The organism is Mesorhizobium sp. M1227, assembly GCF_040318315.1.
Classification (GTDB): Bacteria; Pseudomonadota; Alphaproteobacteria; order Rhizobiales; family Rhizobiaceae; genus Mesorhizobium.
In genome coordinates, this window is the sequence record NZ_JAMYLZ010000008.1 from 126,473 (window position 1) to 139,172 (window position 12,700).

The 12,700-nt window shown below is 63.6% G+C and carries 17 protein-coding genes; 12 read left to right on the forward strand and 5 right to left on the reverse strand.

Annotation, left to right across the window (positions count from 1 at the left end; all coding sequences use genetic code 11):
* Positions 1-10: 10 nt before the first annotated feature.
* Positions 11-1,075: a zinc-dependent alcohol dehydrogenase family protein gene (locus NKH28_RS13395; protein ID WP_352979147.1), complete on the forward strand. Its 1,065-nt coding sequence runs from the start codon at positions 11-13 to the stop codon at positions 1,073-1,075.
* Between the two features lie 42 nt (positions 1,076-1,117).
* Here NKH28_RS13395 and NKH28_RS13400 read toward each other — a convergent pair whose 3' ends face one another.
* From NKH28_RS13400 to NKH28_RS13410, 3 genes are all read right to left on the reverse strand, one after another.
* Entirely contained in the window at positions 1,118-2,149 is a 1,032-nt protein-coding gene (locus NKH28_RS13400) for a tetratricopeptide repeat protein (protein WP_023678013.1), read from the reverse strand.
* A gap of 1 nt (position 2,150) precedes the next feature.
* A complete protein-coding gene (locus NKH28_RS13405; protein ID WP_352613369.1) occupies positions 2,151-2,798 on the reverse strand; it encodes a thiamine phosphate synthase in 648 nt (215 codons plus the stop codon).
* Between the two features lie 176 nt (positions 2,799-2,974).
* Complete coding sequence (locus tag NKH28_RS13410) at positions 2,975-3,859, reverse strand: DMT family transporter (protein WP_352540309.1); 885 nt, start codon at positions 3,857-3,859, stop codon at positions 2,975-2,977.
* 132 nt (positions 3,860-3,991) lie between these two features.
* Between NKH28_RS13410 and NKH28_RS13415 the strand changes: the two genes are divergently transcribed.
* Together NKH28_RS13415 and NKH28_RS13420 are read left to right on the forward strand one after the other, a co-directional pair.
* Positions 3,992-4,441 (forward strand): Lrp/AsnC family transcriptional regulator, encoded by a 450-nt coding sequence (locus NKH28_RS13415; protein WP_023678010.1) that lies wholly within the window; start codon positions 3,992-3,994, stop codon positions 4,439-4,441.
* A 95-nt stretch (positions 4,442-4,536) separates the two neighbouring features.
* Complete coding sequence (locus NKH28_RS13420; protein WP_352569590.1) at positions 4,537-5,307, forward strand: sulfite exporter TauE/SafE family protein; 771 nt, start codon at positions 4,537-4,539, stop codon at positions 5,305-5,307.
* Between the two features lie 41 nt (positions 5,308-5,348).
* Here NKH28_RS13420 and NKH28_RS13425 read toward each other — a convergent pair whose 3' ends face one another.
* Positions 5,349-5,900, reverse strand: a complete 552-nt coding sequence (locus tag NKH28_RS13425; RefSeq protein ID WP_352768354.1) for a DUF2269 family protein — start codon at positions 5,898-5,900, stop codon at positions 5,349-5,351.
* 604 nt (positions 5,901-6,504) lie between these two features.
* On the opposite strand from NKH28_RS13425, the gene rcdA reads away from it, so the two are divergent.
* On the forward strand, positions 6,505-7,032 hold the full coding sequence (gene rcdA, locus NKH28_RS13430; protein ID WP_352450833.1) for a protease adaptor protein RcdA: 528 nt from the start codon (positions 6,505-6,507) through the stop codon (positions 7,030-7,032).
* Positions 7,033-7,070: 38 nt separating this feature from the next.
* Here the strand turns inward: rcdA and NKH28_RS13435 are convergent, their stop codons facing one another.
* Positions 7,071-7,388: a winged helix-turn-helix transcriptional regulator gene (locus NKH28_RS13435; RefSeq protein WP_245274745.1), complete on the reverse strand. Its 318-nt coding sequence runs from the start codon at positions 7,386-7,388 to the stop codon at positions 7,071-7,073.
* Between the two features lie 192 nt (positions 7,389-7,580).
* Here NKH28_RS13435 and NKH28_RS13440 point away from each other — a divergent pair, with 192 nt between their 5' ends.
* From NKH28_RS13440 to ybgC, 8 genes are all read left to right on the forward strand, one after another.
* Entirely contained in the window at positions 7,581-8,435 is an 855-nt protein-coding gene (locus tag NKH28_RS13440; protein ID WP_352979150.1) for an SDR family oxidoreductase, read from the forward strand.
* 265 nt (positions 8,436-8,700) lie between these two features.
* Complete coding sequence (gene ruvC / locus NKH28_RS13445; protein WP_352613377.1) at positions 8,701-9,213, forward strand: crossover junction endodeoxyribonuclease RuvC; 513 nt, start codon at positions 8,701-8,703, stop codon at positions 9,211-9,213.
* Positions 9,214-9,269: 56 nt separating this feature from the next.
* Positions 9,270-9,539, forward strand: a complete 270-nt coding sequence (locus NKH28_RS13450; protein ID WP_352979152.1) for an AbrB/MazE/SpoVT family DNA-binding domain-containing protein — start codon at positions 9,270-9,272, stop codon at positions 9,537-9,539.
* On the forward strand, positions 9,517-9,939 hold the full coding sequence (locus NKH28_RS13455; protein WP_352613381.1) for a type II toxin-antitoxin system VapC family toxin: 423 nt from the start codon (positions 9,517-9,519) through the stop codon (positions 9,937-9,939). Before NKH28_RS13450 ends, NKH28_RS13455 begins: the two co-directional genes overlap by 23 nt.
* A gap of 13 nt (positions 9,940-9,952) precedes the next feature.
* A complete protein-coding gene (ruvA, locus tag NKH28_RS13460) occupies positions 9,953-10,573 on the forward strand; it encodes a Holliday junction branch migration protein RuvA (RefSeq protein ID WP_352613383.1) in 621 nt (206 codons plus the stop codon).
* Positions 10,574-10,613: 40 nt separating this feature from the next.
* Entirely contained in the window at positions 10,614-10,898 is a 285-nt protein-coding gene (locus tag NKH28_RS13465; RefSeq protein ID WP_023678000.1) for an AbrB/MazE/SpoVT family DNA-binding domain-containing protein, read from the forward strand.
* A gap of 46 nt (positions 10,899-10,944) precedes the next feature.
* A complete protein-coding gene (gene ruvB, locus NKH28_RS13470; RefSeq protein ID WP_023677999.1) occupies positions 10,945-11,985 on the forward strand; it encodes a Holliday junction branch migration DNA helicase RuvB in 1,041 nt (346 codons plus the stop codon).
* A 126-nt stretch (positions 11,986-12,111) separates the two neighbouring features.
* Positions 12,112-12,582: a tol-pal system-associated acyl-CoA thioesterase gene (gene ybgC, locus NKH28_RS13475; protein ID WP_352471199.1), complete on the forward strand. Its 471-nt coding sequence runs from the start codon at positions 12,112-12,114 to the stop codon at positions 12,580-12,582.
* Positions 12,583-12,700 lie beyond the last annotated feature (118 nt).

The window sequence follows — 12,700 nt, forward strand, 5'->3', positions numbered from 1 at the left end:
AATCCGGTGGATGGCAAGCGATTTTCCTCTGGCAGGACCCAGCCGGAAAGGAACGACGATGAAGGCGATCGAATTGCAGAGCCCGGGCGGCCTCGAGAACCTCAGAATGATCGAGCGGCCGATGCCTGAGCCAGGGCGCCAGGAGATGATTGTGAAGGTCAAGGCGACGGCGCTGAACTACCGCGATGCCGAGATCGTCCGCGGCAGCTATCACACGAAGTTTGCCTTGCCGCTGGTGCCGCTGTCGGACGGCGTCGGCGAAGTCGTTGCCATCGGCGCCGAGGTCAGCCGGTTCAAGATCGGCGACCGGGTCTGCGCCACGTTCTGGCAGCGCTGGGTCGGCGGCAGTTTCGCCATGGCCGAGCCCTCCTATCAACGCGGCGGCCCGATCGACGGGCTGCTCAGCGAATTTGCCCGGCTCGACGAACAGGCGGCGGTGCTGGCGCCGGCCAATCTGAGCGACCTCGAGGCGGCGACGCTGCCATGCGCCGGCGTGACGGCATGGCATGCGCTGTTTACGGAGGGCAGCGTCAAACCCGGCGACACCGTGCTTTGCCTCGGCACCGGCGGCGTTTCGCTGTTTGCGGTGCAGTTCGCCGCCGCTGCCGGGGCGCGCGTCATCGTGACGTCGAGCAGCGACGAGAGGCTTGCGCGGGCAAAGCAACTTGGCGCGCAGGACGGCGTGAACTATCGCAGCGTCCCCGATTGGGCATCGGCCGTGCTGGGATTGACGGATGGCCGCGGCGCCGACCATATCATCGAGGTTGGCGGACCGCAGAGTTTTGCACAATCGCTGAGGGCAGCGGCGCGCGGCGCCCAGATCAACGTCATCGGCTATCTCGGCGGCAGTGACGGCGCCATCAACCCGCTCGACATCTTCCGCCGGCAGGTCAGGGCGCGAGGCATACCGGTGGGCTCACGCGAATCCTTTGAAGAGATGAACCGCGCTATCGCCGTCAACCGTTTGAAACCGGTGATCGACCGGGTCGTGCCATGGAGCCGGGCCGCCGAAGCCTTTCGGTACCTTGAACACGGCTCTCCCTTCGGCAAGGTCGTGCTCGATCATACCCAATGAGTCCGCCTGATGAGCCTGGTGCAATGAGTCGCGAGACCGCGGTCAGGGCAGGCGGTTGGCCCGTTGTAGCGCCTGCTGCGTCTGCTCGTCGGTCAGGCCCTGCAGGAAATCGTCCATCTCTTGGTCGATGAGCCCGGCGCGGCGGGCGACAACATACCAGGCACCGGCGAGGATCAGATCCGGGTCGGTGCCGATGCCGTTCATGTAGAGCTTGGCGAGACGGTTCTGGGCGGCGACATTGCCGCCCTCGGCGGCCTGCTTCATCCAGTTGAAGCCGGATTTCAGGTCGCGGGCGCCGCCGCGCCCCTCGATCATCCAGGTTGCGAGATCGATCTGTGCCGTGTCGTAGTTCTGCCGCGCGGCCTGTGCCAGCAGGCCGCGGGCGCGGACATCGTCGCGCGGCTTGCCGCCGGCGCCATTGGCGTAGACCTGTGCCATCGCATATTGTGCGTCGGCAAGCCCGGTCGCGGCAGCGCGCTCGTAATAGGATACGGCTTTGGCAATACCGGCATCGCCGGGCTCCTGTTCGACCATCAGCTGCGCAAAATTGAACTGCGCCAGGCGGTTGCCGGCCTCGGCTGCGGCCTGCATCAGCGCATAGGCCTCCTTCTCGTCCTTTTTGACGTAGCGGCCGTCGAGCAGCATCAGCGCATACTGGAATTGCGATTCCGGGACGCCCTGCTCGGCGGCAAGCGCATACCACTTCGCCGCCCCTGCCGCGTCGACCGGCACGCCGAGGCCGCGCGACAATATCTCGGCCACCAGCGTCTGTGCCGCCGGATCGCCGTTTTGAGCGCGCGAAAGCGCAAGGTTGTAGGCCGTTTTGTAGAGCCCGCGCTGAAAGGCGCCGTAGGCAGCATCGGACGGCTTTGCGCCGAAGCGGTCGGGGTTGATGGTGTCGGCCGACGGCAACGGGGCGGTGGTGGCGGGCTGCGGCAATTGTGCGGCGATCGGCTTGTCGGCAGGTTCGCTGGAATCCGGCCTGGGCTGCGGCAGAGGAACGGGTTCCGCCGCTATCGCCTGCGTCACGGCCGTTGCGAGAAAGGCGCTGAAAAGGATTTTCCGCGAGAGCACGTCAGTCCTCGAAGCGCGGCGCGGTTTCGTCGAGCAGCGCGTTGGCGGCGGCAACCGCCATCTTCGGATCGACGCCGTCGGCAAAAACGGCGCTGGACAGCGCCACGAATTCAGCGCCGGTGGCGGCGACCGCTTCCACCGAGGCAAGATCCGATCCGGCCATGACGATGCAGGGGATCTGGATGACGTCCGCCCACCATTGCCCGAGCGACAGGTTGCGCGGGTGCGGCTCAGGCTTGTTGTCGTAGCCGAAACGGCCGAAGAAAATGTAATCAGGCCTGACCTCGCCGAGTTCCAGCGCATCGTCGCGGGTCTTGGCGCCGCCGGTGCCGACCATCATCCTGGCCTGGAAGTGTTGGATCGTTTCGGCGAGCTCGTCCTTGCCGACCTCGACATGAATGCCGTCGGCCTGGACGCGGCCGGCGATGCGGGTGTCGCCGGCAATGATGACGGCAATGCCGGCCGCTTGCGCCACCGGCACGATCTGCTCGGCAAAGGCTTGGAAAGAGGCCTCGTCCATACCGTTTTCCGGCAGGATAAGCGAGGCGACGTCACCGCCCTCGAAGGCCGCGGCGATGCGCTCGGCCGGCACGTTCGGCGGCGCGATCAGCACGATACGGCAGCGGTTGGGCGGCGTTGCGTCATTCATTGGTGTTCGGTCCCGGTTATCGCCTATGCCGGGCGAAGATGGTTGCATTGCGGCATAGAGCAAAGTGCGGGGATTGAACAGGCGGCAGGGGGATCACGATTGCCGTCAACGATTTTATGGGGCTCGGCGCATGGCTGCCGTTGGCCGAAATTCTCCCCGCCGGTCGCTTGCGGCCCCTACGCAGGCACCTTCGATTTCCACAGCGACCAGCCGAGATTCATGCCGGCGGCGGCGACCAGGATGGCGGCGGCGCCGACGATCTGCGCCGGATGCAGCCGGTGGCCGAAGGCGACGACGTCGACGAGGATGGCGACGACTGGGTAGATGAAGGACAGCGACCCCTGCAGATGCGTCGGCAGCTTCTGGATGGCACCGTACATGAGGATGTACATCAGGCCGGTATGGACGATGCCGAGTGTCGCCAGCATGACCCAGCTCCGCGCATCGGCGGGAAGGTGGGTGAGATTGGCGAAGGGTGCCAGCATGAGAACGCCGACGCAGACCTGGATCAGGGCGATCAGGTGCGGCGGCGTGCCTTTGAGCTTCTTGGTGACGATAGCCGCAACGGCCCAGAAGAAAGCCGCGGCCAGCGCCATCGCAATGCCGGTAAAGTAATCCGTACCATGATCGCCTGCATCGGGCGCGGCCTGCACGATCAGCAGCATGCCGGCGAAGGCGATGCCGAGCCAGGTCAGCTTGGTCACCGTCAGCCGTTCGGAGAAGAAGAGCGCGCCAAAACCCACCAGCATGAAGGGCTGCGTGTTGTAAACGGCCGTGGCGATCGAGATCGACGCGCGGGAAAACGCGCTGAACAGCAACAGCCAGTTGATAACGATGGCAGCACCGCCAAGAGCCGCGATCGCGACGATGCGAAGCGACAGCCTGCCACGCAGCAGTCCCAGCGCCGCGCAGATGATCAGCAGCGTTACCGCCCCGAAAGCACAGCGCCAGAACACCACGTCCATGATGGGCTGGCCGGAAAGGACGACGAACCAGCCGATCGTGCCGAGGATCGCCATCGCCGCCGTCATTTCGATCGTGCCGCGTACCGTGTTGTCCATGGATGCTCCTGAAACCCGTTGAGATTTTATAATCCCACAGCGGATCGGGTCTTTCCATGGCTTCTAGCTGGTGATATGCAGGACGAACCTCATTAAATTAGGTAAACATCGGCTTTTTCTTGGAATTGTAAAATGCTGGACGAGCTCGACAGAAAGCTCCTCGATATCCTGGTCAAGGATTCACGGACCTCGCTGAAGGAACTGGCGCTGCAGGTCGGGCTGTCGTCACCAAGCGTTTCGGAGCGGCTTCGGCGGCTAGAGGATCGCGGCGTCATCCGCGCGTTCACCATCGACATCGATCCGCAGGCGCTCGGCTACGCCTTGCAGGCGATCGTTCGCATCCGGCCATTGCCGGGCAAGCTGCACATCGTCCAGAAGCTGATCGAGGAAATCCCGGAATTCGGCGAATGCGACAAGGTGACGGGCGATGACTGCTTCGTTGCCCGGCTGTTCGTCCGCTCGATCGGCGAGCTCGACGGGATTCTCGATCGCATCGCCGACAAGGCCGAAACCAGCACCGCCATCATCAAGGCGCAGCCGATCCGGAGACGCCCGCCGCCGCTCGACATGCCAAACATGTGACGGGTTTCGGTGGCGTGGCCCACATATTTGCGGTCGCGGTCTGGCCATTTCTGGTCTATTCCAGAGTTCAACTTTCCCTCCAGCGTCCCTTCCCCATGTCAGGCCTGCTCGTCGATCCCTGGTTCTATGCCGCGGCTATTCCGGCCGTCATCCTCGTCGGCCTGTCGAAAGGCGGCTTCGGCGGCGCCGTCGGCTTTGTCGGCGTGCCGTTGATGGCGCTGACCATGCCGCCGGTTCAGGCTGCCGCAATTCTTCTGCCAATTCTGTGCCTGATGGACATTGTCTCGGTATGGACGTGGTGGGGCATCTTCGACCGCAAGATGCTGGCCGACATGATGCCGGGCGCCGTGATCGGCATCGCCCTTGGCTGGCTGACGGCGGCACTTGTAACCGAAGAGATGGTGCGGCTGATCGTCGGCGCGGTTGCCCTGATCTTCGTGCTGCGCTGGCTCTATTTGCAACTCCGCCACGGTGCCGGCCACGCGACGGAGCCCAACCGCGTCGCCGCCGGCTTCTGGGGTACTGTTGCCGGGTTCACCAGCTTCGTCGCCCATGTCGGCGGCCCGCCTTTTCAGGTCTATGCGCTGCCGATCAGGCTCGATCCGAAGGTGCTGTCGGGCACCGCGGCGATCTTTTTCGCCGTCACCAATGCGCTGAAGCTCATCCCCTATTTCGCGCTCGGCCAGTTCGACACCACCAATTTGACCGCATCGGCGGTGCTGATGCCGCTGGCGCCGCTGTCGACCATCGCCGGCGCCTGGCTGGTGCGGCGGATGCGGCCGGAGCTGTTCTATCCCTTCACCTATGCGACCGTAGCGGTCGTCGCGGTCAAGCTTCTGTGGGACGGCATCGCCGGCCTCCTGTAAGACGGCGGCCCCATTCGGCCGCCGCCGGATATCCTTACACCTCAGGCGGCACTCGGCAGCAACTGCCGCGTCCTGCCAAGCGCCAGGGCAATGCCGGTTGCCAGTATGAGCGCCATGCAGCCCAGAATGGTGATGTCGTGCAGCGTCGGCTTCAGCACCATGTCCGCGATGATCACCAGCATCACCGAATAGTCGAAGCGCGCGGCGCTGAGGACGCGCTGGCCCTGGGCAAGCACCGCCGGCGTCACACCCTCCTTGGCGATCATGCCTGCCATGCGGTCGGCAGTCGGCTTGAAGATGAACATGCCGATGCAGAAGGTCGTCGCATAACCGGCAAGGCCGATCAGCACCCACAGATCGGAAAAGCCGACCCAGAAGCCGCACATGATGAGGCCGAAAAGCAATGTCAGCATCGACATCGGCGCGAAGAACCGGTTGCCGAGCTCGCCGGTGGCGCGCATCGCCTGCAGCATGCCTTCGACGTTCCCGGCGCGGTCGGCGCGTACCGCGAGCAGCATCAGCGTGAAGCCGCCGCCGACCCAGAGGATCGCCGAGACGACATGCAGAAATTTAACGGCCGAGTACCAGTCCATTATTCGCTCCTTGAGAGATTTGATGATTTGCCGGAGCGCAAGGTTTGCTCCGCCTCGTTGCGAGGAGCGGGCGTTTACCGCGGCGCCTGTTTCGGAACGATGTCGCGCGGCGAGCGGATCTGTTTCGATATGTCGGTCACGATCTGGAGGAAACATGGCGCAAGCGCGTCGCCCCGACTTTCCAGCCGGTAGTGGGAACGGGTGCCGTGGCCAGTCAGCTGTGCTGTTACGGCACAGATGCTGGGCGCTTGATCGAAAAATATGCCCTGCGTTAAGGCTTCGTTAAGCTTTACAGGCGTTTACTATGTCCATCCAGTGATCTGGATTCTTACCGAGTGGTTGGAGCCACTTTGTTTGACGCCTCCCTGTTAAACTCCTGAGAGCCGCCTTATCCGCGGCTCTTTTTTTGTGCGCCGGCATGGGCGTCCTTCCGGCTAAATGCGGCCGTTAACCCCGGCTAAATGCGGCCGTTAACCGTTTGTTAAACATGTGCTTGCCTTCGCTGGCAGCGAAGCGCATTTTCAAGCTTCAGTCGTTTAGGCTGCCGGATATGGCGGCCAAGAGCCGAATCGGCCGGCTGTCAGGCAAGTGCAGGGGCGTAGCGATGAACGAGCCTTCGAAGGCGAGCGCGAAAACCATCAAGCTGGCGGAGCGCCGGGTTTTCTCCCAATCCTTCAAGCCGCTCTATCAGGAAGGCATGGGCCTGGTCGAGCAGGCGGCCGAATATCTCGACGGCAAGGGCCGCGCCGAGGCCAAGAAGCTGTCGAGGCTGGCGGCGACGCTTTATGCGGCCGAATCGATGCGGCTGACCACCAGGCTGATGCAGGTCGCCTCGTGGCTGCTTTTGCAGCGGGCGGCGAATTCCGGCGAGATGACCCGCGATCAGGTGGCCTCAGAAAAATCCAAGGTGCGTCTCGACACTGCCTCGGCGCATGACGAGGCGCCCGGCTGGGCCGAGCTGCCGAAGGATTTCATCGATCTCGTCAACCGCTCGCTGCGGCTGCAGGCGCTGGTGCGCCGGATGGACGAGGAGATCTATGGCGGCCTTGCCGAGGTGCCGCCGTCGAGCCGTCGCCTCAATCCGGTCTCCGACCAGATCACGCTGCTCAACACGGCTTTCGCCCGCGGCTGAGAGACCGTTTCATAATTCTACTCCGGCGGCCATCTAGACTAACCGCGAAGGGACGGGCTCGCGATCATCAGGCGGGGAGAATCACGCAGCAGCAGGCGCGATCCGACCTCCACGATAGACCTGATCGCTGGGAGCAGCTCCTGCCCCAATGACGTCAGCTCATACTCCACGGTCGGCGGCGATGTCGGCATCACGTGGCGTGCGAGGACGCCACGCTCCTCGAGATCGCGCAACCTGCCGGTCAGCACCTTCGCCGAAATGGCTGGGATATCGCGGCGCAATTCGGAGAACCGGCGCGGGCCGTCGCTCAAGGACCAGAGCACCTCGGGTGTCCAGCACCCGCCAAGCAGCGCCATGCACCTCGACATGGGGCAGCCGGGAAGCGCCTTCACCTTCGTTCGCATCCTGAGGACCATCGCGCATCTTCCATGAGAGTTTCCAGTTGGTTACCGGAAAATGATGGTAACTACAAGATACGTGGTTTCCGCGGGTAACGAGAGCCGCTATCTGAGGCTCTCAATCCATCCAACCACGAAATGGACAGAACGATGTACGCAATAACTGGAGCAACAGGACAGCTTGGCCGTCTCGTGATCGACGCACTGCTGAAGACAGTTCCGGCCAGCCGGATCGTTGCGGCGGTTCGTGATCCGGCAAAGGCCAGCGATCTTGTCCAACGCGGCGTAGTCGTGCGGGAGGCGGACTATGATCGTCCCGACACGCTCCCGATGGCGCTGGCCGGCGTCGATAGACTGCTGCTGATTTCCTCGACCGAAGTCAGCGGCCGCTTGCCGCAGCATCGGTCAGTGATCAAGGCCGCCCAACGGGTGGGGGTTTCGCTGATCGCTTACACAAGCATGCTGCATGCGGACACGTCTCCCGCGAGGCTCGCGGTCGAACATCGGCAGACGGAGAAGGTCATCGCGGCCTCCGGCCTACCCGCCGTCATCCTGCGCAACGGCTGGTACACCGAGAACCATCTGATGGCGCTCCCGGCGGCTCTGGAGCACGGTGCCTTCATCGGCGCCGCAAATGAGGGGCGCTTCTCGTCCGCGGCGCGGCAGGATTATGCCGAGGCCGCGGCCGTGGTGCTGACGAGCGAGGATCAAGCAGGGAGGATTTACGAGCTCGCCGCGGACCAAGCCTTCACGCTCGCCGAGCTTGCGGCGAAGGTCTCGCGGCAATCGGGCAAGGCGATCGCCTACAACGACCTTGCCGGGGCGGCCTATGAGGGTCTGTTGACGGGCGCCGGGCTGCCCGCCGATCTCGCCGCTATCCTGGCCGATGCCGACATTGCAGCCTCACGCGGAGCGTTGTTCGATGACGGCGGCGCCATGAGCCGGCTGATCGGTCGACCGACAACGCCACTGGAGAGCGTCGTTGCGGCAGCATTGCGCGGTTGAAACCGAGATGGCTGTCACATCCGCCAAAGGATCAGAGGACCGTCTGTCGCTCGCGCCAACGGTTATTCAAACGACTAGACTAGCGCAGCCTTCTGCGCTTCCGGTGCTCGCGTACTTATGTACGCTCCGCTCCGGTTCTCGAAAACCACGCTATCTGTCTCGCCAGAGCGAATTCTCAAACATTCTCTAGACCAGACTCGGTTGCTGTTTCTGGTTTGTTTCACATTTCGCTGGCATCGCTGTCCCCCGAAGGTAGACTTGACGGATGGGGGAAGCGATTCGCATCATCGGCATCGATCCGGGGCTGAGGCGCACCGGCTGGGGCATCGTCGAGAGCCTCGGCAATTCGCTGCGCTTCGTCGCTTCCGGCACGGTGCGGTCCGACGACAAGGCCGCCCTGGCGGTGCGTCTTTGCCAGTTGTATGACGGGCTCGCCGAGGTCCTGCATGCCGCGATGCCGCAGGAGGCGGCGGTCGAGCAAACTTTCGTCAACAAGGACGCCGCAGCGACGCTGAAACTCGGCCAGGCACGCGGCATCGCCATGCTGGTGCCGGCGCGTGCCGGCCTTGTCGTTGCCGAATATGCGCCAAACGCCGTCAAGAAGGCGGTGATCGGCGTCGGCCATGGCGACAAGAAGCAGATCCACATGATGGTCAAGGTGCTGATGCCGAAGGCGACTTTCGACAGCGATGACGCCGCCGACGCGCTGGCCATCGCCATCTGTCACGCGCATCACCGGCAGAGCATCGCTTACAGGATGGCGGCGCTGGCCGGATAAGTATGTTCTTGACTTGTTCTCCAGTGGGCAATAAGTAATACCAACGAGGTATTACCATGCGCGTTACCACCAAGGGCCAAGTGACCATCCCGAAGGAAATACGGGATCATCTGGGTATCGGCCCGGGCTCGGAGGTGGAGTTCGTCCCCACCGAGGACGGGGCTCGTGTTATTGCGGTCGACGAAAACATGTCGGAGGAGGAAGCCTCGCGCAGATTCAGCCAGATGCTCGGCCGTATGGCCGGTACGCTGGATCTGGGAGACATGACGGCGAACGAATATATGGAATGGCTGAGGGGCCCACGTGAAGATCTCGACATTGATTGACACAAATGTCCTGATCGACGTTTGGGGTCCTGCCGGACGGGAGACGAAATGGTCGGCATCCGCGATTACCGCATGCCGGCGCGACGGCGCACTCGTAATCAATGCAATCGTCTGGTCCGAGCTCGCGCCGTTGATTGCGACCGAACAGGCCCTTCGCCAAGCAGTCGACATGCTCAAGATGGATCGCGAATTCCTGCCGTGGGAAGCAGCCTTCCTCGCCGGTGTCACACATTCGCGCTATCGCCGCGCCGGCGGCCTCCGCGAACGAACGCTGCCGGATTTCTTTATTGGAGCCCATGCGGTTGTCGCTGGGCATCGCCTGCTGACGCGCAATGCCGCGCGCTATCGCGGCTATTTCCCGGACCTCGATATCATCTCTCCGGAAACCCACCCGGCATGATCGGCACGCTCAAATGATCGGCAAGCTAAAAGGCACGCTGGACGAGATCGACGAGGATTTCTGCATCGTCGACGTGCATGGCGTCGGCTACGTCGCCTATTGCTCGGCGCGCACGCTTACCGCGTTGCCGCCGCCCGGCGAGGCGGTGGTGCTGTTCATCGAGACCTATGTGCGCGAGGACATGCTGCGGCTCTATGGGTTCCAGTCGGTGCTGGAGCGCGAATGGTTCCGGCTGTTGATGAACAATGTGCAAGGCGTCGGCGCCAAGGTGGCGCTGGCCATCCTATCGACGCTGGCGCCGGCCGATCTCGCCAATGCGATTGCGTTGCGCGATATCGCCATGGTCAGCCGTGCGCCGGGCGTCGGCAAGAAGGTGGCCGAGCGCATCGTCACCGAATTGAAGAACAAGGCGCCGGCCTATGCGGGCACTGCCTCCGGCACCATCGGCCTGAAGCAGGAGCTCGGCGAGGGCGTCGCCTCGGCGCCGATCACCGATGCCGTCTCGGCGCTGGTCAATCTCGGCTATTCGCGAGACACCGCCGCCAATGCAGTGGCGGCGGCGCTGAAGACGGCAGGCGAAGAGGCGGACGCGTCGAAGCTGATCCGCTTCGGGCTGAAGGAGCTGGCACGGTGAGACGTTGCCCGACAAATAAATTCCGACTAGGAACAAGAGCATGGTCGGATATGCAAGCTTGACCTCCAGGGGGCAGCTTACGATTCCAAAGAAAGTCCGGAACGAGTTGTCGCTCAAGTCAGGCGATACTGTTGCGTGGACGGTCGTGGATGGTCTCCTGATAGGAACGCCGCGCAATCTCGAATTTGCCGACCTCGCTGGATTTCTAGGCGATCCACCTGACGGGCCTGCTGCGCTGGAACAGATCGATGCGGTGGTAAGAGATGCAGTGGGCCGCCATGTTGTTGGCGAGGAGCACGGCGACGAACGAGAGGGTGCCGGGTGACGTTGATCGGTATCGATACAAACTTTTTCTTTCGGGCGGTATGCGCATGAGCCTTTCGCCACGCCTCATTGCTCCCGACAGACGCGGCGAGGACGCCGAGCAGACCTTGCGGCCGCAGACGCTCGGCGACTTCGTCGGCCAGGCGGCGGTGCGGGCCAATCTCAAAGTGTTCATCGAGGCCGCCAAGGGCCGCAGCGAAGCGCTCGACCATGTGCTGTTCGTCGGCCCGCCCGGCCTCGGCAAGACGACGCTGGCGCAGATCATGGCGCGCGAGCTCGGCGTCAATTTCCGCTCGACCTCGGGTCCGGTCATCGCCAAGGCCGGTGATCTCGCGGCGTTGCTCACCAACCTCGAAGACCGCGACGTGCTGTTCATCGACGAGATCCACCGGCTCAACCCGGCGGTCGAGGAAATCCTCTATCCGGCGATGGAGGATTTCCAGCTCGACCTGATCATCGGCGAGGGGCCGGCGGCGCGCTCGGTCAAGATCGACCTGGCCCGCTTCACGCTTGTCGCCGCCACCACCCGGCTCGGCCTTTTGACCAACCCGCTGCGCGACCGCTTCGGCATTCCGGTGCGGCTCAATTTCTACTCGGTCGAGGAACTCGAGCAGATCGTGCGGCGCGGCGCCCGCATCCTTGCCATGCCGCTCGGCGACGACGGTGCCTTGGAGATCGCCCGGCGGGCGCGCGGCACGCCGCGCATCGCCGGCCGGCTGTTGCGCCGGGTGCGCGACTTCGCCAGCGTTGCCGGCGACGGTCATGTCGACCGCAAGGTCGCCGACGAGGCGCTGACGCGGCTGGAGGTCGACGGGCTCGGCCTCGACGCGCTCGACCGCCGTTATCTGTCGATGATCGCCCGGAATTTCGGCGGCGGGCCGGTCGGCATCGAGACAATCGCTGCCGGGCTTTCCGAGCCACGCGATGCCATCGAGGACATCATCGAACCCTTTCTGATCCAGCAAGGCTTCATCATGCGTACCCCGCGCGGCCGCGTGCTGGCGGCCAATGCCTGGCGGCATCTCGGCCTCGACGCCCCGAAGGACCTGGCGCAGCAGCAGATCAGCCTGTTCCAGGAAGAGCCCTAAGTTCCGCTGCTTATGGCTTCGGTGCTGGCCAGTTCCTGGCCCCGCCGTCCAGGTCTTGATCATCGCCGGTCTATGCGCAAAACAGGTGTTGCTTGAAACAGGGCCCATCGGGCCAAAAGGACAGCAATGGACGATCATGGTGAATCGGCATTGTCCGCCGGGCTTTCCGGCGCGCTGACGGAATTCGGCCATCGACTGATGGCGCGGGTCTATTATGCAGACACCGATTTTTCCGGCGTCGTCTACCACGCGCGCTATCTCGAATTCTTCGAGCGCGGCCGGTCCGACTATCTGCGGCTGGCCGGCGTCCACCACACCGAGCTTGCCGACGGCAAGCATGGCGAGAAAATAGTCTGGGTGGTGCGGCGCATGGAGATCGATTTCCGCGGTTCGGCCCGCATGGATGACATCCTGACCATCGATACGCGCACCGAAGACATTTCCGGCGCCCGCATCGTCATGGCGCAGCAGTTGAAACGCGGCAGCGAAGTGCTGGTCGAGGCGCGGGTCGAAGCGGCGATCGTCGGCGAGAACGGCCGGCCGCGGCGCTTTCCCAAGGATTGGGTGGCAGCCTTCATGCCCGGAACGCGCAAATAAGAGTTCAGAGGCGGAAGATCCGGAGCTCCCGTCCGGGGCCAGCATCACCGGGCGGCTCGTCGGGGCGCGGCAATGCGCCGCGCTGTACGTCCTAACCCATCCTTAACCATAACGGTCC